General features: G+C 41.2%; 22 protein-coding genes. 19 read left to right on the top strand and 3 right to left on the bottom strand.

All coding sequences use genetic code 11. From position 1 onward, the window contains the following. Positions 1 to 3612 (top strand): beta strand repeat-containing protein (locus tag ISP07_RS04705; RefSeq protein ID WP_209326976.1); only part of this gene is annotated, 3612 nt, incomplete at its 5' end. Between the two features lie 156 nt (positions 3613 to 3768). Here the strand turns inward: ISP07_RS04705 and flgN are convergent. From flgN to flgA, 3 genes are all read right to left on the bottom strand, one after another. Then, entirely contained in the window at positions 3769 to 4200 is a 432-nt protein-coding gene (flgN, locus tag ISP07_RS04710; protein ID WP_209326977.1) for a flagellar protein FlgN, read from the bottom strand. After that, positions 4193 to 4513: a flagellar biosynthesis anti-sigma factor FlgM gene (gene flgM, locus ISP07_RS04715; RefSeq protein WP_054553314.1), complete on the bottom strand. Its 321-nt coding sequence runs from the start codon at positions 4511 to 4513 to the stop codon at positions 4193 to 4195. The genes flgN and flgM overlap by 8 nt, the downstream gene beginning before the upstream one ends. 79 nt (positions 4514 to 4592) lie before the next feature. Further along, positions 4593 to 5297 carry a flagellar basal body P-ring formation chaperone FlgA gene (gene flgA, locus ISP07_RS04720; RefSeq protein ID WP_054553313.1) on the bottom strand — a complete coding sequence of 235 codons (705 nt, stop codon included), beginning with the start codon at positions 5295 to 5297 and terminating at the stop codon, positions 4593 to 4595. Between the two features lie 142 nt (positions 5298 to 5439). Between flgA and ISP07_RS04725 the strand changes: the two genes are divergently transcribed. The 18 genes from ISP07_RS04725 (at position 5440) to fliD (ending at position 24052) form a co-directional block, all read left to right on the top strand. Then, positions 5440 to 6372, top strand: a complete 933-nt coding sequence (locus ISP07_RS04725) for a chemotaxis protein (RefSeq protein ID WP_054553312.1) — start codon at positions 5440 to 5442, stop codon at positions 6370 to 6372. Positions 6373 to 6393: 21 nt separating this feature from the next. Next, positions 6394 to 7224 carry a CheR family methyltransferase gene (locus tag ISP07_RS04730; RefSeq protein WP_054553311.1) on the top strand — a complete coding sequence of 277 codons (831 nt, stop codon included), beginning with the start codon at positions 6394 to 6396 and terminating at the stop codon, positions 7222 to 7224. 135 nt (positions 7225 to 7359) lie between these two features. After that, entirely contained in the window at positions 7360 to 7770 is a 411-nt protein-coding gene (gene flgB / locus ISP07_RS04735) for a flagellar basal body rod protein FlgB (protein WP_054553310.1), read from the top strand. A gap of 2 nt (positions 7771 to 7772) precedes the next feature. After that, positions 7773 to 8204, top strand: a complete 432-nt coding sequence (gene flgC / locus ISP07_RS04740; protein ID WP_036970207.1) for a flagellar basal body rod protein FlgC — start codon at positions 7773 to 7775, stop codon at positions 8202 to 8204. A 13-nt stretch (positions 8205 to 8217) separates the two neighbouring features. Beyond that, entirely contained in the window at positions 8218 to 8901 is a 684-nt protein-coding gene (locus ISP07_RS04745; protein ID WP_209326978.1) for a flagellar hook assembly protein FlgD, read from the top strand. 51 nt (positions 8902 to 8952) lie between these two features. Next, entirely contained in the window at positions 8953 to 10320 is a 1368-nt protein-coding gene (gene flgE / locus ISP07_RS04750) for a flagellar hook protein FlgE (RefSeq protein WP_054553308.1), read from the top strand. Positions 10321 to 10480: 160 nt separating this feature from the next. Further along, the gene (locus ISP07_RS04755; protein ID WP_054553307.1) at positions 10481 to 11245 is read left to right on the top strand and encodes a flagellar basal body rod protein FlgF; all 765 of its coding nucleotides are present in this window, start codon (positions 10481 to 10483) and stop codon (positions 11243 to 11245) included. A 21-nt stretch (positions 11246 to 11266) separates the two neighbouring features. After that, positions 11267 to 12055 carry a flagellar basal-body rod protein FlgG gene (gene flgG, locus ISP07_RS04760; protein WP_054553306.1) on the top strand — a complete coding sequence of 263 codons (789 nt, stop codon included), beginning with the start codon at positions 11267 to 11269 and terminating at the stop codon, positions 12053 to 12055. Between the two features lie 15 nt (positions 12056 to 12070). Then, positions 12071 to 12754: a flagellar basal body L-ring protein FlgH gene (gene flgH / locus ISP07_RS04765; protein ID WP_054553305.1), complete on the top strand. Its 684-nt coding sequence runs from the start codon at positions 12071 to 12073 to the stop codon at positions 12752 to 12754. Positions 12755 to 12766: 12 nt separating this feature from the next. Beyond that, on the top strand, positions 12767 to 13861 hold the full coding sequence (locus tag ISP07_RS04770) for a flagellar basal body P-ring protein FlgI (protein WP_054553304.1): 1095 nt from the start codon (positions 12767 to 12769) through the stop codon (positions 13859 to 13861). A 193-nt stretch (positions 13862 to 14054) separates the two neighbouring features. Beyond that, positions 14055 to 15023, top strand: coding sequence for a flagellar assembly peptidoglycan hydrolase FlgJ (gene flgJ, locus ISP07_RS04775; RefSeq protein ID WP_209326979.1), 969 nt, complete (start codon positions 14055 to 14057; stop codon positions 15021 to 15023). 13 nt (positions 15024 to 15036) lie between these two features. Next, entirely contained in the window at positions 15037 to 17052 is a 2016-nt protein-coding gene (flgK, locus tag ISP07_RS04780; protein ID WP_209326980.1) for a flagellar hook-associated protein FlgK, read from the top strand. Positions 17053 to 17054: 2 nt separating this feature from the next. Beyond that, complete coding sequence (gene flgL, locus ISP07_RS04785) at positions 17055 to 18287, top strand: flagellar hook-associated protein FlgL (protein WP_209326981.1); 1233 nt, start codon at positions 17055 to 17057, stop codon at positions 18285 to 18287. A gap of 347 nt (positions 18288 to 18634) precedes the next feature. Further along, positions 18635 to 19600, top strand: a complete 966-nt coding sequence (locus tag ISP07_RS04790; protein WP_054553300.1) for a flagellin — start codon at positions 18635 to 18637, stop codon at positions 19598 to 19600. Positions 19601 to 20021: 421 nt separating this feature from the next. Continuing rightward, positions 20022 to 20993 (top strand): flagellin, encoded by a 972-nt coding sequence (locus tag ISP07_RS04795; RefSeq protein WP_209326982.1) that lies wholly within the window; start codon positions 20022 to 20024, stop codon positions 20991 to 20993. Positions 20994 to 21155: 162 nt separating this feature from the next. After that, the gene (locus tag ISP07_RS04800; protein WP_054553298.1) at positions 21156 to 22121 is read left to right on the top strand and encodes a flagellin; all 966 of its coding nucleotides are present in this window, start codon (positions 21156 to 21158) and stop codon (positions 22119 to 22121) included. An 83-nt stretch (positions 22122 to 22204) separates the two neighbouring features. Then, on the top strand, positions 22205 to 22621 hold the full coding sequence (locus ISP07_RS04805; protein ID WP_054553297.1) for a flagellar protein FlaG: 417 nt from the start codon (positions 22205 to 22207) through the stop codon (positions 22619 to 22621). 27 nt (positions 22622 to 22648) lie between these two features. Next, complete coding sequence (fliD, locus tag ISP07_RS04810; RefSeq protein WP_209326983.1) at positions 22649 to 24052, top strand: flagellar filament capping protein FliD; 1404 nt, start codon at positions 22649 to 22651, stop codon at positions 24050 to 24052. Positions 24053 to 24084 lie beyond the last annotated feature (32 nt).

Here is a 24084-nt window from a genome sequence, read left to right on the forward strand (position 1 = left end):
GATGCTTCAGGTAATTGGAGCGCCGAAGCAGGGCAAGCCTTAGCCGATGGCAACTACACAGTCAGTGCCAGTATCAGCGATGCAGCAGGTAATAACAGCAGTGCCAGTGACAGTGGTGAAGTCGACACTATAGCGCCAGACATTCGTGTGATCCCTTCATTTTTACTGGGTAATTTGGTTGGCTTGTCTGGGACTTCAGACTTACCAGAAGGAAGTGTGATCACGATCACTGAGTACCTTGTCGGTGGATTAATTGGATTAACATACACTGCCATTACAGATGCGAATGGAGATTGGACTTTAGCGAATATTACTGTACCACTGCTTAATTTAGCTTATGTAACAGCAAGTGGAACAGATGCAGCAGGTAACACTGCAACGGTGAGCACCCTTGATTTTGATAATGTAGCACCTGAACTAACAGTGTCTGTTGCCGCACTTACTAATGACACAACACCAACTATCTCGGGTACAACGGATATGGGTCAAGGAACGGTTATTAATGTGACTGTTCAAGACGCTAATGGAGATTCGCAAAGCTTTACTGCAACTGTGCAAAGCGATCAAACTTGGTCTGTTGATGTACCAGCAGAACTTGCTGATGGCACATTCACAGTAACAGCATCGGTTCGAGACCAGGTGGGTAATTTAACAACTGAACAAACAACAGGTGTACTGGATAGTATAGCACCAACTTTAAGCGTAAATGCTATTGATGGCACGGCTGAAGCTCGACCAACTATCTCGGGTAGTAGTAATGAGATAGGTGGTTTAGTGGTTGTTGAAATAGCGGGTCAAACTCTGACCACGACGGTTGATTCAGATGGCACATGGCAGCTTGTAGTACCTGTCGACATTGTTGATGGTAGTTACACGATTACGGCTAGCATAACGGATGATGCAAACAACACGCAAACTGCAACAGCATCAATAACAGTTGATACAGTTACGCCTGTTGTATTGCTTGAAGCATTGGGTATTGGAAACTCAAGTTTGCCAGTTATTTCAGGTACATCAACAGAATCGCCGGGAACTCAAGTATCTGTCACGATTACAGACAGCAATAGTGATACCCAAACACTGACTGCGACAGTGTTGGGAGATGGAACATGGCAAGTTACACCAGCCGCGTTACCTGATGGAAACTATACTGTAACAGCGTCAATAACGGATGTTGCGGGTAATATTGGCAGTGATACTGAATCTGGTTCTATTGATACACTTGCTCCTTCGCTCACTATTAATAGCTTAGGAACGACAAATGATTCTACACCTACAATTAGCGGTACAAGTAATGAACCTGCAGGTAGCATAGTCTCTGTGAGTGTTTCTAACGGTGGGAATATTTATTCATTATCAGCTACAGTGCAAATTGATGGTACTTGGTCAGTTGATGTTGTTACACCACTTGACGATGGTTCAGTTACTATTACTGCAAGCATCACTGATGCTGCAAATAACACGACGACTGCCACAGACAATGCAACATTAGACACTAATGCACCAACAGTATCTATTGGCACGTTGGCAATTACAAATGATACAACCCCCATCATCTCAGGTACCAGTGATGCAGTAGACGGCACACAAGTTACAATAAATGTTGAAGATGCACTTGGAAATACACAAACAATAACTACAACGGTAACGGGTGGTATTTGGAGTGTTGAGCTTTCTACTGTACTCAGTGAAGGACAATACACGGTAGATGCAAGTGTAACTGAAAATGGTTTAACTGGAACAGCATCAAAGGTTGGTGAGATAGATCTCACGGCGCCATTAATCTTGGTTAATGCACCAGCAATTACAAATGATACTACACCGACAATTAGTGGTACCAGTGATGCACCTCAGGGCACCGTTGTCACGTTAGTTGTGTCTGATAGTTTAGGTAATGATGTTACTGCTTCTGCTATTGTTAATGCATCAGGTAATTGGTCTGTGGCATTACCTTCCTCAATAGCTGAAGGAGCATACACGGTTGAAGCCAGTATCTCTGATGCTGCAGGTAATAGCGCAACCACTTCGGTGTCTGGCATTATAGATATCACTGCGCCTGATGTTGTTATAGACACGATTGCTGTTGCAACCGATTTAACACCGCTCGCTTCTGGCAGTGCAACAGGAGCAGTCGCTGGTAATCGAGTGGTTGTCACCTTCGTTGATGCAGCAGGTGTTAGTCATAGTGTTGAAACAACGCTTGATTCAAGCCTTAACTGGGAAGTTGAAGCAACCCAAGCGCTTGCCGAAGGACAGTATACGGTAACCGCTGTTGTGACTGATACTGCTGGGAATGATGGTTCAGTAAGTACAACGTCTGCGGTTGATACTACGGCACCGATTGTGAGCATTGATCAAAGCAGTTTAATACTCACAAACGACTCAACCCCTGTTATCAGCGGCACATCTGATTCTGCAAATAGTACAGTAGTAATTGTGTTCACTGCCGCAGGCAGTTTACAACATACAGTTACTACCACAACCGATGCGAGTGGCAATTGGCAAGTTGAAGCAGGTCAAGCGTTAGCTGATGGAGTGTACTCGGTCACTGCAAGCATCACAGATACCGCAGGTAATACAGGAACTGATAGTAAAACGGGCGGAGAAGTTGACACTGTGGCTCCAGAGTTATCAATCACGCCGTCATTCTTATTAGGTAACTTGGTATCGCTTTCTGGTACTTCAGATTTGCCTGAAGGAAGTGTTATTACCATTACAAACTACCTAATTGGAGGTGGCATAGGAGTTCCTTACACGGCCACCGTTGACGCTAATGGTGATTGGCAAGTGCTTAATTTGTCAGTCTCTTTATTAACTCTCGCATATGTTGAGGCCTCTGCGACAGATGCTGCAGGTAATACAACCACTATATCGAGTATTGATTATAGTAATGACCCTAGCTTAGATGCTTTTGATGTTACTAACTATAATCCAGGTATATTAGGTTTACTCTTACCTTTCGCCGAAGGCACTGCTGAGCCGGGAACTGAGGTTTATGCCATTGGCTCTAACTTAATCGGCCTTAATTTACTCAATATTATCGACGCTTCAGTTCTTAGTTCTTCGCCAAGCACCACAACTGATAGCGACGGTGACTGGAGCATAGGGCTTTCTTTTCTTGATTTAGGGAATGAATATTACTTTGCTATTGTTGATACTGAAACTGGTGAGTATATCGTCAAGAACACCTCTAACGATTTAGTCGGTACAGGTGTGATTGAATCAGAGCCTGATAGCGGCATCATATCTCTTGGAGAAGAACCTGTTTTAGCAGGCTTAGAGAGCTCTGAAGAGCCACCAGAAAATGAAAGTTCAACTTCAGGCGCTGAGCAGCTCGGTGAAAGTATTGATTTAAGCGTGATATTAGCTAAAGCGGATACAGAACCGACATTGCACTCTAACTCTGCTCCGCTTGAAGTAACAATCGATGATGTTTTAAGTGACTCCGAACAAAGTGAGGTACTGGCATTGAATATCGATAGCGAACAGCAAAGTTTAGCTTTTGATCCTAATGACTCAATAAGTTCACAACCTGCAAGTGATATTCAAAGTGAATCAGAGGACATGATTAAGAAACTAATCGAAGATGGAAACAAATCTGTAGATATTTAATCAATAAAAGAAAAGCGCTGAAATGCGCTTTTCTTACAGTACCTTGCTTAATTAAGTGATATTGCGTATTACTTTTGGCTCATTTAACTCTGCAAACATTAAAAAACGCGATAACTAACTTAGTTATCGCGTTTTTTAAAAGAATAATATTGGGGTTTAGGCTTTCAAGTTGTGGACGATTTTTTTATCGCCTTGAATTACGCTGCCGCCTTGGTCGTAGGTCATCGATGAAGGCGCACCGATTAGAATATCTTTAAGTTGTTTAACACTTAACTGTGCTTGGTGAGCCGCATGGGCGTTTACATCGTTTTTCTTTTTGCAGCTTGCTAGGAGAGTGTTAACTTGCTTAATAAGTACACTCACGTCATCATCTTGCGATTCGTTGTGCGCGACAAGCTTTTGCACTTCTTTATCTATGGTTTGGATTTGTTGGAGCAAAGAAATCTTTTGTTGGGCAATACTCTTTAATCCTTCGCCACGTTTTGCAGCAATGGCTGTCAATTCATCATCTAAAAGCGCAGCAATAGACTCCAAGCACGAAACTTGCTGTGTTAGTTTGCTGGCTATTAAATGATTATGATCAGCCATAGACATCAAACTCGAATGCAGCGATGTTCTTTGCTAGCTTTTCAGCATCAATTTGGTATTTACCTTCGCTGATCGCTTTTTTCAGCTCAGCCACTTTATTGCTATCAAAACCAGAAGACTGCTCTGCTTTTTCTTGCAATGATTTAAGCTGCTTTGCCTGAGGTGTTAAACTGACAGAATCTGCACTTGCTTTAGGTGCGGCTGATTTAGCAGCAGCTGCATTAGCATTATCTTTTTGTAAATCAAGCTTTTTTTGCTTGGTATTTGTCAACACAGAAGGCTGTTGTTGACCATTATTGACATTGCTTACCATAATTTTTGACCTATACATTACCCAACTTATGCCTTTATATCGGCGGGCACAGCGGATACTTTAGCATAAATAGTTAAAATTAAATATTTACCTGTACAGACTCGACTCCATCCACACGCGCATTTAATACTTTACCTGATTTTTTATTTTTTACACGTACTAATTCGTCTAACGTGCCATCTTCTAGCGCAATTCCGGTGGTTTTGATCCTTAAGCCCCGTAACGAAGCATAGATAGTTACGTTATCGCCTTTGCAAACCATGCAAACTTGGCTCATAACAATAGGTGTACCACCGCGTAAATTTCGCTTACTGCGACTGCCAATAAGTATAGACTCATCTTGTACGTATTGCGTTCTAACAAATTGCTTAGGTTTCATTTCTAGGCGTAAATGTTCGGCACGAATAACTTCACCTCGAGTAAGACTCGTTGTAACAACAACGACTGGCTCAAGTTCTATAATTCTAACGTGAACGTATTGGGTCCAACTATTTATGTCTTGGCACTTAAGTTGTACCGTGACCTGCCGATTAAAAGGAGGCTCTGTTGGTAACTCTTTGTTTAATGGCGACTCACATAACCTATCAGGAATGCGACTATCCAGAGGCAAAGCGCTTATCTGTGGTGTTGTGTTCAAGTCAGGCATGTGTTCACTCACAAAATCAACAGCGATCTGTTGAAGTTGCTCGTTGTTATAGACTTCTGCTTGTAGTTGTGTTGCAAACAACAGGCTAGAAAGAAAATAAAAAACACTGTATCTTCGGCTTTTTTTTAACAAACTCATATTGTTTCGACTATGCTTATTGTTGAAAACAAGGTATAAATATTTTGCGTCAAAAAACAGACGCTTCGTAACCTTATGTAGCTTTAACACAAAGAAGGCAATTATTGTTCCAGCTCTGATTGTTTATCTTTAGGAGATTGAAATGGCAGGCATTTTAGACTCAGTTAACCAGCGAACTCAGTTGGTTGGGCAAAACCGCCTTGAATTACTATTATTCAAACTCAGAGGGCGTCAGCGCTTTGGTATTAACGTGTTTAAAGTAAGAGAGGTTTTGCAATGCCCGCCACTTACGAACATGCCAAAATCAAATGCTTATATTCGCGGTGTTGCGCATATTCGTGGACAAACTATTTCTGTTATTGACTTATCAATGGCAGTCGGTGGTCCTGCAATTGAAAACATAAAAGACAGCTTTATCATCATTGCCGAATACAACCGTTCAGTACAAGGGTTTTTGGTTGGTGGTGTAGAACGTATCGTAAATATGAACTGGGAAAAAATAATGCCACCACCTTCGGGAGCTGGACGTTATTCTTACCTAACAGCAGTCACAGAAATAGAAAACGAACTGGTAGAGATTTTGGATGTTGAAAAGATCCTAAATGAAATCTGCCCAGTGAACACTGAAGTTAGCGCAGATGTTGTTGGTGAAGGTGAGTTTCAGAAAGATTTAGGTGAAAGAATCGTCTTTATTGCTGATGACTCTGCTGTCGCGAGAAATCAAGTAAAACGAGCGCTTGAGCCACTTGGTGTACAAACTGAGCTTGCTAAAAATGGCAAAGAGGCCTTACTAAGACTAAGAGAAATAGCTCAACTTGATTGCCAGAACGATATTACTGAGCGAGTTGGCTTATTAATTTCAGATGTTGAAATGCCAGAAATGGATGGCTATACCTTAACCGCCGAGATAAAGGCCGATCCAAAATTATCACCTTTGCATGTGATCTTACATACTTCTTTAAGTGGTGTATTCAACCAAGCAATGATTGAGAAAGTGGGAGCTGACGATTTTATTGCTAAATTTAACCCAGATGAACTAGCGACTGCTGTAAAAAAATGGGTTCATTGTGATTAATAGTTTATAGGTGGTATTACTTTGGAAAATAAGCATTTACAACAAAGCGAATACGATCAATTTCGCTCTTTTTTAGAGCAACAATGCGGCATTGTGCTTGGCGATAATAAACTTTATTTAGTTAAAAGCCGTCTCGCTCCACTTATGGCGCGTTTTAATGTCGAGTCTTTATCGCAGTTGGTAAGTAAAACACTAAGCCCTCATGAGAGGCAGCTTCGTGCCGCTGTGGTTGATGCAATGACAACCAATGAAACGCTTTGGTTTCGTGACCAGTATCCGTTTGAGTTATTGAAAACGAAATTATTTCCTGAGCTTAAAGATGTGCGTAGACCATTAAAAATATGGTCAGCGGCAAGTTCATCAGGACAAGAGCCGTATTCAATTGCCATGTCGGTTGCCGAGTTTCAGTCAAAAAACCCGGGTGTATTAAAGATGGGGGCGCAAATAATCGGCACTGATATCTCTAATACCATGCTTGATATGTGCAAAAACGCTGAGTATGACTCGCTAGCGCTTGCGCGTGGTTTGTCGATGGAACGCCGTCAAAAGTTCTTTAAAGACAGCGGCAATGGGATGGCTCAAGTCATTGACCCTATACGTAAAATGGTCAGCTTTAGACACCTTAACTTACTGGATTCATACGCTTTAATGGGCAAGTTCGACATTATATTTTGCCGTAACGTGCTTATTTACTTCTCACCAGAGGTAAAAGCGAAAATTATCTCGCAATTTGCTCAAGCCCTAAACCCTAAAGGTTACCTCTTTTTAGGTGCGTCAGAATCAATGGCGGGCTTAAGTGATAGCTTTGAGATGGTTCGTTGTAATCCAGGCATCATCTACCAGAAAAAGTAAACCTTTCTTAGCAACCTAGCTCTTAGGTTGCTAAATTTATCTATTATTCAATATCTTACGTAAATAAAACATCCCCTTCATTATTGGCTTAGCTTTTGCATTAATCACTCTAGAGTCAATTTTTTGGAGATGGTTATGGCTATCAGTTTTGATAAAGCATTTGGTGTTCACCCCCATGCAATGTTGATCCGTTCACAACGCGCTGAGTTATTAGCGACCAATATCGCTAATGCTGATACGCCGGGCTATAAAGCGAAAGACATTGATTTTGCCTCGGCATTAAAAGCGGCAAAAAGCAACCAACAAGGCGGCAATAGCATGGTAAGAACCGATGCTAAACATATTGCCGGAGGCAGCCGTTTTGTTGGCGGTGCAGAAATGTTTCGTACGCCAAATCAAGCAGATACAGGCGATGGTAACTCTGTAGATATACAAGTGGAACGAAACTTGTATGTACAGAACTCATTAGAGTATCAGGCAAGCCTGCAATTTATGAGTAGTAAAATTAAAGGCCTTAAAAAAGCCCTCGGTAGTCAAGGAGCTTAATCATGAGTTTATATAATGTTTTTGATATTTCAGGCACGGGTATGAGTGCACAAAATGTGCGCTTAAATACCACAGCGAGTAATATTTCGAATGCAAACACGATTAGCTCTAGCCAAGACCAGACATACCGAGCGCGCCATCCTGTTTTTGCTGCAGAGTTGACCAAAGCGTCAGCATCGCAAAGCAATCCTCAGGGCTCTTCTGTAGGCGTTAAAGTTTTAGGTATTGTAGAGAGCGATAAGCCGCTACAAATTGAATATAACCCGAATCACCCAAGTGCGGATGAAAATGGTTATATCTACAAACCTAACGTTAATGTTGTAGAAGAAATGGCAAATATGATTTCTGCCTCTCGCTCTTACCAAACAAATGTGCAAGTTGCTGATGCAGCTAAGCAAATGTTAAGTAAAACACTGTTGTTAGGACAACGGTAATCGAGGATAAGTTATGAGTAACGACATCAGCTCTGCATCATCATCCTATATGGATAGCTTGCGTTGGAATCAAAGCAATACGCAAACAACTGAGGAAGACAACAACACACTTTCTCAGGAAGATTTCTTTTCGTTGTTAACACAGCAGTTGTCGTTCCAGGATCCGAGTAACCCTGCTGATAACGATCAAATGATCGCGCAGATGACGAACTTTACTATGGCTGAAGGTATTTCAAACTTAAACGAGAAGTTTGACTCACTGACTGCATCAATGACATCAAATTCTGCGTTACAGGCTTCCACTTTGGTTGGTAAGCAAGCGTTATTAGAGTCTGACACCATTGACTTTGACGGTGAAAACCTTGCTAAAGGGTCGGTGGTTGCTGAGACAGCCGTTGAATCTTTAACGCTAAGAATAACAGATTCTTCAGGTCAGTTAGTACGAACCATTGAATTAGGTTCTCAGTCTGCGGGCGCACTGCGTTTTGAGTGGGATGGTAAAGATAACGATGGCAATGTGCTCCCTGAAGGCCAGTATGACATCAGTGCTGAAGGCTTTGTAAATGGAGACTACAGCAGTATGCCTATGGCGACCTTTAAGAATATTGAAAGTGTCAATATTAATGGCGCAAGCGGCATTATCGTAAATACAAAAGAGGGTGCGGTTAGGCTAACTGATATAGCTGAAATCGCATAAGTATAAAAGGTTTGGGTTAGCTTAGGCTAAGAGATAGGTTAGAGGTGAGTTATGAGCTTCAATATTGCATTAACAGGCTTAGCAGCCGCACAAAAAGATTTAGACGTAACAGCAAATAATATTGCTAACGTTAACACTACGGGCTTTAAAGAGTCTCGTGCAGAGTTCGCTGATGTATACGCATCATCAGTATTTAGTTCTGGTAAAACAAAAAATGGTGACGGTGTAAGAACAACAATGGTGGCACAACAATTCCACCAAGGTTCACTCTCTTTCACAAATAACTCACTTGATTTAGCAATTACTGGTGAAGGTTATTTCGCAATGGCGAATGACTTAGGTGCACAAGACTTTACTTACACGCGTGCTGGTGCGTTCAAACTTAATAAAGATAACTTTATTGTGGATGCGAGCGGTAATTACTTACAAGGTTTCCCTGTTGATGAAGCAACCGGTGACACAACCTCTGTAAGCTTAAGTACATCTTCTGCGCTACAAATTCCAGATGCATCAGGTTCACCACGTGCAACCACTAATGTCTATTCGTCATTTAACCTTGATTCACGTGCCTCTGCGCCAACTGTGACACCATTCGATCCAGAAACAAGTGCAACTTATAACAGCTCTACATCGACAACGGTGTATGACTCATTAGGTGAACCGCATATTCTACAGTTCTTCTTTGTGAAAACTGATTCTACAGTGACTGGTAATGAAAATGAGTGGGAAGTATACGCTACATTAGATGAAAAGCCATTTGATGCAACAGGTGTTGAGCAAACCACAACACCTTATACACCATTATCAACTTTTCAGTTTGATGCCAGTGGCTTACCACAAAGTACAGATGGTACAGCGAATACTGATACAACATTTAATCCATTAACGTTACCGAGTGGTTTAGGTGCTGCGACAGGCCTTTCTGATTTACTTTCGAATGGTGCAAGTTTCCCTGATGATGTGACTATTAACTGGCGTGATGAAGCGGCAACAGCAAATAAAGTTCCAACTCAATACGCAAGTAACTTTGAAGTAAAAGCATTAGAGCAAGATGGTGCGACTGTAGGTCGTCTATCAGGAATTGATATCGGTTCTGACGGTAAAATTGTTGCGTCATACAGTAATGGAGATACGTCGTTCCTAGGTCAAGTTGCTATGGTGCGCTTCTCTAATTCACAGGGCTTGCAACAAGTTGGTGATACATCTTGGAAGAAGAGTTTAACGTCAGGTGAGCCGATTGCGGGTGAACCAGGTTCAGGTACTCTAGGTTCAATTAACTCATCAGCGCTTGAGCAATCAAACGTTAACTTAACCAATGAACTTGTTGACTTAATTAGTGCTCAGCGTAACTTCCAAGCAAATTCACGTGCGCTTGAGGTTAACTCAACACTACAACAAAACATCCTACAGATCCGTTAATCTTAACGGTTCTAAGCTTAATCCGACACGAAGGCTGCTTCCTCTATTGGCAGCCTTTTTTCATTCTTACTATTCATTTTTCTCTTCTATTTTAGCGTCAATTTTACTTTGGCACTTTTATTGCATTTCTTAATTATCGTATTTTTAGTGAGTCAATGTTATGGACAAAATGGTCTACATTGCCATGTCGGGTGCTAAGCAAAGTTTGCGAGGTCTTGAGCTCAAGGCCAACAATCTTGCTAATGCTAACACCACTGGCTTTAAAGCTGATTTTGCACAAGCTCGCTCTATGCAAGCCTTTGGTGAAGGTCTGCCATCTAGGGTGTTTGCAATGCAAGAACGCCCAGGATCTAATATGGAATCGGGTGGTTTTGTTGAAACTGGCCGTGAGCTTGATATCGCGATGAGCGACCGTGGTTGGTTGAGCGTACAAGATGCATCCGGCAATGAGGCGTACACCAAAACTGGCACATTAAACATTACTCCAGATGGCGCATTGATCACGAGCCATGGCCGTCAAGTAATTGGCGAAGGTGGTCCAATCATTTTGCCATTGCCTATTGAAAAAGTTGAGTTTAGTGAAGATGGCGCTATTCAGGTTCGCCCGCAAGGTGCGCCTGCTAACTTTTTGGAAGTGGTTGATCGCTTAAAAGTGATTGAGGCTGATAACACTCAGCTTGAAAAAGGCAATGACGGTTTATTTCGACCAAAAGAAGACATGTTGGTCAATGACCTTTGTGGTTTTTGTGACATTTCACCAAACGTAAAAGTATTGTCGGGAACGCTTGAAATGTCGAACGTAAACCCAGTGCATGAAATGGTCGATATGATCAGCAATCAACGCCAATTTGAATTACAAGTTAAATTGATGAAAACAGCCGAAGAGCTCGATGAGCGTCAAGATCAGCTGTTACGCATTGTTTAAGATGACTGAGAGGGTAGAGTTATGAATCCTGCATTATGGATCAGTAAAACCGGGCTTGACGCCCAGCAAACCGATATTTCGGTGATCTCAAATAATCTCGCGAATGCCAGCACGGTAGGCTACAAAAAAAGCCGCGCCGTATTTGAAGATTTACTATATCAAAACATTAACCAGCCAGGTGGCCGCTCGTCGCAAGACACTGAAATGCCGTCAGGCTTAATGCTTGGTGCCGGTGCCAAAGTGGTTGCTAACCAAAAGAACTTTTCACAAGGTAATATGCTTACCACTGAAAATTCATTGGACTGGATGATCTCAGGCCCAGGTTTTTTTGAAGTGCAATTACCAGATGGCAATATTGCCTATTCACGTAATGGTCAATTCACGACTGACGAAGATGGTCGCATTGTAACTTCCGGCGCGGGTTTTCCATTACAGCCAGAAATGAACGTACCAGACGATGCACAATCAATTACTGTTTCACAAGACGGTGAAGTGTCAGTGCGTATTTCAGGTCAAGCAGAGAACGTGGTCATCGGTCAGCTCACCATTAGTGATTTTATTAATCCATCGGGTCTTGAGCCTATGGGGCAAAACTTATACACAGAAACCGCTGTGAGTGGCGCACCTGTGCAAGGTAATCCTGGTATCGATGGTTTAGGCACTGTGGTTCAAGGTTCCCTTGAAACCTCTAACGTGAATGTAACGGAAGAGCTTGTTAACTTGATTGAAACGCAACGAATTTATGAAATGAATTCAAAAGTGATTTCAGCGGTTGATGAAATGCTTAGTTACATCAATCAGCAACTTTAATGGGTAGGAGGCAGCATGCGTAATATTATCTTAGTCACATCAGCAGCATTGATGCTGGGTGGTTGTATGACAACGCAAAATCATCATGTGGTTCAGGATGACCCTTACTATGCGCCTATGTATCCGGAACCAAGTACTGAACAAGTGGTACCAACAGGTTCGTTGTTTGATAGTTATTCGGCAAATGACTTGTACTCAGATAAAAAGGCATTACGCGCCGGCGATATCATCACTGTTAAATTGCAAGAGTCTACCCAAGCAACTAAAGCGGCAAAAACTGAAACCGACAAAGAAACAGATGCTAGTTTAGACCCTGTTATTGGGCTTGGCGGAAACCCGGTTAACATTGGTGGCGACAGCATTCAGTTTGGTATTGGCTCAGGGGCATCGTTTAAAGGCGATTCAAAGTCTAACCAATCAAATAGCTTATTTGGTGATATTTCTGTCAATGTGATGCGTGTTTTACCGAATGGGAACTTGGTTATTCGTGGTGAAAAATGGCTCACTTTGAATACTGGTGAAGAATTTATTCGCCTAGAAGGTTTAGTTCGTCCTGAAGATGTGCAAGCAGATAACACGGTAACTTCCAATCGTATTGCTAATGCGCGAATTCAATACTCAGGTAAAGGGCAAATTCAAGAAACGCAAAGTGCAGGTTGGCTGTCTCGTTTCTTTAGTAGTTCGCTTTTCCCATTTTAGAGGAATAAAGTCATGAATGGGTTTAAATACATCATCGCTCTTTGCTTAATTAGCCTGCAGTTTTCTGCACAGGCTGAGCGAGTCAAAGATGTATCTATGGTTGAGGGCGTACGCTCTAACCAATTAGTGGGGTATGGTTTGGTTGTCGGTTTGCCTGGCACAGGTGAACAAAGCCGATTTACTCAACAAAGCTTTAAAGCCATGTTAAATGGTTTTGGTATCACCTTACCAGATAGCTTAAAACCTAAAATCAAAAATGTTGCCGCTGTGGCTGTGCATGCAGAGTTACCGGCATTTAGAAAACCGGGTCAAACCATTGATATTACGGTTTCGTCTATTGGTAGTGCGGGTAGTTTACGTGGTGGTACCTTATTACAAACCTTTTTAAAAGGGGTTGATGGCAATACCTATGCGATTGCACAAGGTAGCTTAGTTGTAGGTGGTTTAGGTGCGGAAGGGGCTGATGGTAGCCGTGTAATTATTAATACACCCACTGTTGGTCGTATTCCAAACGGTGCCATTGTAGAGCGTGCTATTAAGAGCCCGTTTATGCAAGGTGACTATATTACCTTTAATTTAAATCGCCCAGATTTCACAACAGCAAAACGCCTAGAGCAAACGATTAATGATTTGGTGGGGCCTGACAGTGCTCAGGCAATTGATGCAGCGTCAGTGCGAGTGTTAGCACCGCGTGATGCATCTCAACGTGTTGCGTATTTATCTACCCTTGAAAACTTAGAGTTTAAGCCTGCAGACACAGCAGCAAAAATTATTGTTAACTCCCGCACTGGTACAATTGTGATTGGCAAAAACGTGAAGCTACAGCCTGCGGCAATAACTCATGGTGGTTTAACGGTTACGATTGCTGAGCAGCAAAATGTGTCACAGCCAAATGCTTTAAGTGATGGTGAAACTACCGTTACCAATCAAAGTATTATTGATGTGAACGAAGATGATTCACGTGCTTTTGTATTTAATCCAGGTGTTAATCTTGATGATCTCGTACGCGCAATCAATGAGGTCGGGGCCGCACCGGGTGATTTAATGGCAATCCTTGAAGCTTTAAAAGAAGCGGGGGCGATAAACGGGCAACTGGTTATCATTTAAATTAAAACGCGCTTTCGAGCGCGTTTTTTGTTTCTATAACCTTTAATCCTTCAGTGTATAAACATCAGCCAAAATCTTGGCCCTGAAGTTACTCCATTCCTGTATCAGTTATTAGCTACTCATTTATAAAGCTTTTTATTGGCGCAATTTTTGCATTTTAATTTTCATTATTAACTATTGTGTCAAAAAGCTGATGGATACTAATCATCTCGACAAGCAAAACTTTTTTGATTTAGGCAACTTAGACTCGTTACGTCAAAGTGCTCTAAAAAGTGATGCCTCTAGCGATGCGTCAAAAGAGGCGCTGAAAAAAGCGGCGGCACAATTTGAATCTATCTTCACTCAAATGCTGCTGAAAAGCATGCGTAAAGCAAATGAAGCGTTTGAAGATAAAGATAGCCCATTTAATTCAAGCGGCGTTAAGTTTTTTGAAGAGATGCATGACCAACAGTTATCGGTTGAACTTTCATCAAACGGCTCGCTGGGTCTAGCTGACTTAATTGTTCAACAACTCTCGCCAGATGGTAAACAGTTTACTCCAGGTTCTGTGCTTAGAACGACGGCTGAGTTCGACAGTGATAAGCGCGCAACCGGTGCAACGAGCGACAGTCACAAGATTAAAGCTGAGCCAAAAGCTGTTGCAGATACAGCTGCGAACGAGCAAACAGAAAACCGCTTTGAAGATGCAGAGTCTTTCATTAGCTCTGTTTGGGAGCACGCTAAAAATGCGGCTGAAAAAATTGGTTTAAACCCTGCTGTAATGGTTGCTCAAGCGGCGCTTGAGACTGGGTGGGGTAAACACATCATCAGTAAAGCTGATGGCACCAGTAGTAACAACTTATTCAACATTAAATCGGATAGGAGCTGGCAAGGCGATAAAGCAAGCAAAGTCACGCTTGAATTTGAACAAGGCGTGCCAGTTAAAAAGCAAGCAAGTTTTCGCTCTTATCAATCGATTAAAGACAGTGTGAACGACTTTGTGGATTTCTTAAATGAAAATCCACGTTATCAAGAAGCACTTAATAATACCGCAGAGCCTGCAGCCTTTTTAGATTCGTTACAAAAAGCAGGCTATGCAACTGATCCAAATTATGCCGATAAAATTAAGCAGGTATTGAAGCGCGTTGAGCTTCAAAGCGTTGCTGCTTCATTGGTACGTTAAGGAGTAGACCCTCATGTCATTTAGCTTATATGACATAGCAAATGCCGGTGTAAGAGCTAACTCTGAGCTTTTACAAACCACCAGTAAAAACATCGCCAACGTTAATACCGAGGGCTATGTGCGTGAGCGTACTGAGTTCACAACCATGATCGATAATCAAGTGGGTCGTGGTGAAACGTATCGCTTACTGAATGAATTTGCACAAAAGCAATTAAATAGAGATACCTCTAATAAGGCATTCTTTGATCAGTTTGTAACTGAAGCAAGCCGAGTAGATAGCTTGTTTTCTGAAGAGTCAAACAGCTTATCAACCAGTATCAACTCGTTTTTTAACAACGTACAAGAAAGCTTAAATCAACCGTCGTCAACAGTAGCTCGTTCACTGGTCATGACGGATGCACAAAACTTAATTGATCAAATGGACAGATTGTCGAGCATTGTGGTTGACCAAAAAGCCGTGGTAAATGAGCAGCTAGAAATCTTCTCTGATGAAGCAAATAACTTAATTCAAAGCATCAGCGAACTAAATACCAAGATTGCATCTGTTCATGGCACTGATCGTGAGTCAGTATCAAGTGGTTTATATAATGAACGTGATAAAGCAATTCGTGACTTATCTGAGCTGATTGATATCGAAACACTCGATGGCAACAACGGCGAAAAACAAGTTTATTTAGGCTCAGGTCAAGCACTTGTCATGCAAAGTGGCACATTTAACCTGTTTTCATTCAGTGGCGACCCTGATCCGAACTTTAAAGAATTAAAACTTGATGTAAACGGTGGCAAAGCCGTGCCGCTTGATGTTGATGTAAGTAAATTGAAAGGCAAAATTGGTGGCTTACTGGCATTTCGTGACGATATTTTAGTGCCAGCGCAAAATCAACTTGGTCAAATGGGCTTAGCGTTAGCCGATGCCTTTAATCAGCAAAATAGCCTAGGTATGAACGCCAATGGTGAAATTGGCGGTGATATCTTTGCTATTCCAACGGTAGATGTGTTTGGCTATCAAGCTAATACGGGCACATCAACAATGACGGCAACGGTTGAGCCAGGTAAAGGCAGCGAATTGCCAGCAAGTGATTTTGTTGTAACTTATACGAGTGCTTCAACAGTTGAAATCCAGCCTATTGATAATAAAGGTGAGCCGCTAGGTAGTCCTGCTACAGCAAATATCGTGGGGGGGGTCATTGATTCTTCAACAATTACACCTGCAGGAAGTGACTCATTTGGTTTACAGCTTAATGTATCAGGTACTGCGAATACGGGTGACCAATTTATGGTTAAGCTAAATTCACAAGCAGCAACGACTTTAGAGCTTGCCACTGAGCGCCCTGAAGATTTAGCGTTAGCATCACCTATTCGTACTGCTACTGATATTAATAACACCAGTGATGCAAGTATTTCTGCTGGTACAGTTTCAGATATTGATAACTCAACGGGTATTACCGTGGGGCCACCTCCTAGCTTGGCTAATGGCGATATTACATTAGTGAAAACGGCAAATGCTAACGAATATCAAATTACGGACGGGAACGGTACATCGACCTTTACTATTACACCACCAGCTGAAAATATTCTTGCCCAAGCTGGCGCGCCTTATGATACCTATGGGTTTGACTTTAACATTGAAGGTTCACCTGCCACAGGAGACACTTTTACCGTTGAGTTCAATACCGGTGGCTTTGATGATAACCGTAATGGCTTGCAATTGGCTGATTTACAAAATGGTGAACTAGTACGTCAAAATGTTGTTGCTAGTAGTACTGCTGATAATCATCAAACATTTAATCAGGCGTATTCTGGGTTAGTTACTGACATTGGTGTAGTGACTAGTCAAGCCCAAACTAACGGTGCGGCATTTACAGCACTGGCTGATCAGTCAGAGGCTTGGTATGAATCGCTATCAGGGGTAAACCTTGATGAAGAAGCTGCAAATCTGCTGCGCTTTCAACAATCATATGCTGCATCAGCGCAAGTACTTGCAACAGCACGTACTATTTTTGACACCTTATTAAGTGCGGCGAGGTAATTATGCGTATTTCAAATAACATGATGTATAAGAATAACCTTAACTCTATTCTTAACTCACAGCAAAACGTAAATAAAGCACAAGAGCAGGTTAATACCCAAAAGCGTGTATTAACAGCTGCTGACGATCCATCAGCCACAGCTCGCGCATTGCTTTATACAGATCGCATTCAAGGGCAAGAGCAATTTAGTAAAAACATTACTATGTTGAATAGCCGATTAACAACCGAAGAAAGTGTATTAAAAAATATCAAAGGCGCATTAGAGTCTGCGTATACGCTGACAATTCAAGCAGGTAATGGTGCCTATACAGATATTGACCGTGAAGGAATTGCAGAAGAAATTAAAGCGCTGCAAAGTACAATGCTGGATTTAATGAACGCAAAAACCGAAGATGGAAAGTTTATCTTTTCGGGTTACCAAGATAATACTCCGTCTTATAGCTACAATAGTACGTCTGGTCGCTATGAATATGGTGGCGATCAGGGGCAACACAAAATCAAAGTAGCTGAAGGCGTAGAGATTAAATCAAGTGACAATGGTTTTGATACATTCGAGAAGGTTGACGCGCGTTTAAATGTGGCCTCGAACGACGGTACCGTTTCCGGCGGGATTACAAGCTCAAAAATTTATGTTACTGAGCAAGCTGATTTCGATAAATTCCATCAGGCTAATTACAATGCCGATCCTGCCGCAGCGGCTAATGCCAATACACTAAGTTTTATTACCACCACAGGCACACCGAATACTTATGTGGTACAACAAGCGGGTGTAACAATTGATAGTGGCAGCTTTGAAGATGGTAAAATTGCATATCAAGGCATGGAAATATCAGTTGTACCACTTGCTAATGGGCAAATTGATGTAGATCTTGAAGCGCCGCAAAAAGAGAATGCGCTCAATACAATGGATGATCTTATTGCTGGATTGACAAACCCAAATTTGACTCAGAATGAGTTTGAACAAGTTTTGGCTGATGCCATTGTACAACTCGATAATGCCAAAAATAAAGTTTCATTAGTTCAGGCTGGATTAGGAGGGCGTTTAAATACCGCCAAGAAAATTGAGCAGTCTAATAGTGATTTAGACGTGAGTAACAAAGCAGCTAAATCTGAATTGGTGGAGCTTGATATGGCTGAAGCGATTACTGAACTCACCAAACAGGAAACATCATTGCAAGCTGCACAGGCAACATTTGGCCGTTTGGCAAACCTCTCATTATTTGATTACTTATAACTTATAAAGGTTAAGCTCATTTTTTGAGCTTAACCTACAAAACCTTCCTTAAGATTCACACTTTAAAAGTGCTTTTAGTGCTTTCTTTTTAGTATTTATATCTTTAGCAAAACATCGTGATAGCGGCTTTTAAAGTAACCAGAAGCGATGTTTAGTTAAAAAAATAAGATATTTCTCTTTTAAATACAGTGTATTAAATAAAATTTTAAAATTTGTTTAAAAATTCGCTAAAGGATTTTTTTACCGGACCGATAACTTAATTAACCAAGCAACGTAGCAAATAACCGCTACGGCTTAATTAGAGTAAGTTTGAGAGTAAATGATAAGTTTACTTCGGGAGAAATATCATGGCACTTTATGTAAATACAAATGTTAGTTCATTAAACGCACAAAGACAATTAATGAATTCTGGTAACTCACTAGATACTTCATTTAAGCGTTTATCATCAGGTTTCCGTATCAACAGCGCAGCTGACGATGCGGCTGGTCTACAAATTTCAGACCGTTTAACATCACAAATTAACGGCCTTAACCAAGGTAACCGTAACGCAAATGATGGTATCTCTTTAGCACAAACTGCTGAAGGTGCTCTTGATGAAGTAACAGCAATGTTTCAACGTGTACGTACACTATCTCAACAAGCAGCGAATGGATCTAACACAGATGAAGACCGTTTGGCGATTCAAGAAGAAATTCGCTCATTAATGTCTGAGGTAAACCGTGTTGCAGAAGATACAACATTTGGTGGTCAAAATTTATTAGATGGCTCATATGACGCTGAGTTCCAAGTAGGTGCTGACGCTGTACAAACAATCGGCTTTAGTATGCAAAATGTTGGCGGTTCAGCTACAGGTTCTATGTCTGCTAACGGTGGTTTTACATTGTCAGGTATCGCAGGTATCGCAAGTGCTGTTACAGGTGACCGTCTATCAGGCTTAGCCGAAGGTGCATCTGATATCGGTGGCGCAGCATTAGCAACTGATACGTTTGCTGCTACATACATCGCAACAGCGATTAGTGTGTCAAGCCAAGTAAATGCGCAGGTTACATTAGCAGGTATGGATGCACTTATTGCGGTAGTAGATAAGAAACGAGCAGAGCTTGGTGCGGTACAAAATCGTTTCCAATCTACGATTCGTAACCAATCTAATATCTCTGAAAACTTAAGTGCTGCGAAATCGCGTATTAAAGATACAGACTTTGCTCAAGAAACTGCTAACTTAACTAAGATGCAGATCTTACAACAAGCTAGCCAAACAATCTTAAGCCAAGCGAATCAACGTCCTCAAGCGGCATTAAGCTTACTAGGTTAATAGTTGAAAGTTTGAGTTAAAGTGAAGTCAAAACTTTGACTTAAAAGAAAAGCGCCTTTGTCTAATGGGGTATTAACAAAGGCGCTAGATTAGGATTATAAAGCGGAGGCGCTCAAAATCCTGACAGTAGTGTTCTAACATTTGTAAGAACATAAAATACAAAGCACAAATTATGCCATAATTTGTGTTAACTGAACCCACTCTTAAACTTATCTCTTAAAAAGGCTCCAAATGGAGCCTTTTTCATTATTTTTTTGAATAGTTGGCCTACTAATTGCTCTTATCTTTTCAAGTTAACTAATTAATCCGCAAAGTGGCAGTTTTTTGCCCCAGGCGACTCAGGTTTGCCGCTGTAACAAGTCACTTTGTCAAATTCACTTTTAAAGTGACTTAACTTTGACAGAAAAGAAGAGAGTTTATTATGGCTTTATATGTAAATACTAATGTTAGTGCATTAAACGCACAAAGACAGTTGGATAGAACAGGTACAGATCTTGATACCTCTTTTAAACGTCTTTCATCAGGTCTTCGCATTAACAGTGCGGCTGATGATGCTGCTGGTTTGCAAATCTCTGACCGCTTACAGTCACAAATTCTAGGTTTGAATCAAGGTAACCGTAACGCGAACGATGGTATTTCACTTGCTCAGACAGCTGAGGGCGCGATGGATGAGATCACATCTACGTTCCAACGAATCCGAACTTTAGCGCAGCAAGCTGCGAATGGTTCAAATACAGACGAAGATCGCTTAGCTATCCAAGAAGAAATTCGACAGTTATCGGACGAAGTTAATCGTATTGCGACTGATACTACGTTTGGTGGTCAAAACCTACTTGATGGTAGTTACTCTGCTAGTTTCCAAATAGGCGCAGATGCAGTACAAACAATCGGGTTTAGTATGCAAAATGTGGGTGGTACGGCAGCTGTTAATAGTTTATCTGCAGATGGTGGTTTCACTCTTTCAGGAATTGCAGGTATAGCAAGTGCCGTTGGTGGTCAGCAGCTTTCAGGTCTAGCCGAAGGTGCTTCAGATATTGGTGGTGCGGCGTTGGCAACTGATACATTTGATGCAGTGTTTAGAGCCTCTTCTGTTTCAGTTTCAACTCAAGTAAATGCGCAGTTAGTTTTTGCAGGAATGGATGCTTTAATCGCCGTAGTAGATAAAAAGCGAGCAGAGCTGGGTGCGGTGCAAAACCGTTTTCAATCAACTATTCGTAACCAAGCAAATATTTCAGAAAATTTATCGGCAGCAAAATCACGAATTAAAGATGCTGATTTTGCCGCTGAAACAGCGCAATTGACTAAAAATCAAATTTTACAGCAAGCAAGTCAAACAATTTTAGGTCAAGCAAATCAACGACCTCAGGCTGCCTTAAGCTTGCTACAAGGTTAAAATTTAAAAAATAGTTAAAAATTTTACAAATAAAGCTAAAGCTTTCGCTTTATCAGACGATAACTGATTTAGAGAACTATCAATCTAGGACTCTAAGTCGGTTAAATAGCAGGGTAGGGGTATCCCGCTATTTAGCTATAAAATGATAAAGCGGAGGCTATTATGGCTATCTATGTAAATACTAATGTGAGTTCTTTGAACGCACAGCGCCAGTTAATGAAATCTGGCAACTCTTTAGACACCTCGTTCCAACGTCTTTCATCTGGTTTGCGGATCAATAGCGCAAAGGATGATGCGGCTGGTATGCAAATTTCTAATCGTTTAACAGGCCAAGTTAATGGTTTAAATCAAGGTAACCGAAATGCTAACGACGGTATTTCACTGGCACAAACAGCTGAAGGTGCGCTTGACGAAGTAACGTCAATGTTTCAACGTGTTCGCACACTAGCTCAACAAGCATCAAATGGTTCAAACACTGATGAAGATCGTTTAGCTCTTCAAGAAGAAATTCGTTCACTAATGTCTGAGGTAAATCGTGTTGCTGAAGATACTACCTTTGGTGGCCAAAATTTATTAGATGGCTCTTATGATGCGAATTTCCAAGTCGGTGCTGATGCTGTTCAAACTATTAGCTTTAGTATGCAAAACGTTGGTGGTTCTACAACTGGTTCTCTTTCGGCGAATGGTGGCTTCACTTTATCTGGTATTGCCGGTATCGCAAGTGCAGTTACAGGTGATCGTTTGTCTGGCCTTGCTGAAGGTGCGTCAGACATCGGTGGTGCAGCATTAACGACAGACACATTTGCTGCAGCTTATATCGCAACAGCTATAAGTGTATCTAGCCAGGTAAATGCGCAGGTAACATTAGCGGGTATGGATTCATTAATCGCAGTGGTAGATAAAAAACGCGCTGAGCTAGGTGCAGTTCAAAACCGATTCCAATCAACGATTCGAAATCAGTCTAATATAGCTGAGAACTTATCTGCTGCACGTTCGCGTATCCAAGATACAGACTTTGCCACTGAGACAGCTAACTTAACTAAGATGCAAATCTTACAACAAGCAAGTAGCTCAATCTTGAGTCAAGCAAATCAACGTCCACAAGTAGCTTTATCGCTTCTGGGTTAATAAGTTAGTTGATCTCCACTGTGCTAAGGAAAGTTTTAGCACAGTGGCTATACTTAACTTAGTTGTTATAGGAGATTGATGCGATGATTGAAGTTAACTCGCTTAAAAAGGCACCTGATAATATAGCTGCTTCAGCACCAAGCTTACTTAAAGCAGAACTTGACGATGCAAAAAAAAATAAAGGCACAGAACTTGCTGGACGTGAGCCTGTAGACGTTCAAGACGTTGCGAAAAAAGACCAGCAAGATAAACGTGATTTAATTGCTGAGGTAAAGGAAAATCTAGAAAAGTTAAATGAGTACATTCCAGTTACCGCTACAAATTTAGTATTTGAATTTGACGAGCTTGGCGATCCTCCAGTTATCAAAGTGTTTGATAAAGAAAGTAACGAAATAATTAGAGAGATTCCGACCAAGGAGTTTCGAGAAGTAGCTAAAGCTTTGGATGAGTTTGCCGATAAATTAACTAACAAAGGCTTACTGGTAGATAGTTCAGTTTAAACGCCAGTTTTATTAGGAGTATTACATATGCCATTAATTACATCAGCAGGTATCGGATCAGGCCTAGATCTTGAGAGTATCATCTCGGCAACTATCTCGGCTGAAAATACTCCTAAAATGAATGCTTTTGTGAAGAAAGAAGAGTCTCTTCAGGTTGAGCTTTCAGCACTTGGGGAGGTTAAGTCTGCTCTATCGAAGCTGCAAGATACTATCGAGAAATTGGCCGATCCCGACAACTTTGATAAACGTATCGCAAACATAAAGCAACCAACAAGTGACGATGGAGATCTCATCTCTGTTACACCTACTTCTGATATTACACCAGGTGATTTTAACATCGAGGTAATTGAACTTGCGCAGGGTAGTCGCGCGACCTCTAATGATGGTTTATTTTCTTCAACAGATGATGTTGTCACTGCTTCTGGCGGTACATTGTCGTTTGCTGCAGGTGACAAAAGCTTTGATATCACTCTTGATGCTGGTGCGACATTAGCTGATTTGCGTGACGCAATAAATGAATCAAACAGTAACTTTGGTGTGACTGCGAACATTATCAATACAGGGTCAGAGTCTAAATTAGTTTTCACCTCTAATGTAACTGGTACAGGGAATGATCTTGTTATTTCTAATGATAATGCTGAACTTGATAATGTCTCTACGGTGGCTAATGGCGGAGGGGCTGGAGGTATAGCGATTGCTACTGGTAACGAAGCCAAAGATGCTGTTATTAAAGTTGATGGAATCGAAATCACCAACGATACAAATACGTTTAAAGATGCCGTACAAGATATGACTATTACAGCTAAACGTCAGAGTGTTGACGGTGAAACTGCAAAACTGTCTGTTGAGTATGATAGAGAGAGTATTACTAAGCTAGTTGATGAACTTATTGCTAACTATAATAATGTTGTAGGCCAACTTGGGTTTCAATCACGAGTTGGAAAGCCATTAAATAGTGATGCAACAATACGCTCATTAAGCTCACAGCTCGTCAATACACTATCAACTAACCTTACTGACGCAGGGCCTTTTACAAGCATTTTTGATATTGGTTTAGGCGTTAATAAAGAAGGTTATCTAGAAAAATCATCACTGGTAAGAAGTTTGAATGAGGCGATGGATGACAATTTTGATAATATTGGCAAAGCTTTTGCAGGTGAAAATGGTATTGCGAAACAATTTGAAACACTGCTTGATAACTATGTAGATTCAGACGGCATAATCAAACAACGTGAAGAAAGCCTCAACGGTCAACTAGATGAATTAGAAGATGATGTTATAAATCATCAGTATAGGATGGAAGAGCTTGAAACACGATTAAGACAGCAGTATTCAGGTTTAGATGTTTTGTTGGCACAAATGCAGTCAACACAAACTTATTTAAGTGCACAGCTATCAAGTTTACCTGGGTTCACTAAGTCTAATTCATAGTTTGAAAGCAGTTAAGATTATTATTAGGTGAT

The organism is Pseudoalteromonas sp. PA2MD11, assembly GCF_017808125.1.
In the GTDB taxonomy this organism is placed as follows: Bacteria; Pseudomonadota; Gammaproteobacteria; order Enterobacterales; family Alteromonadaceae; genus Pseudoalteromonas; species Pseudoalteromonas simplex.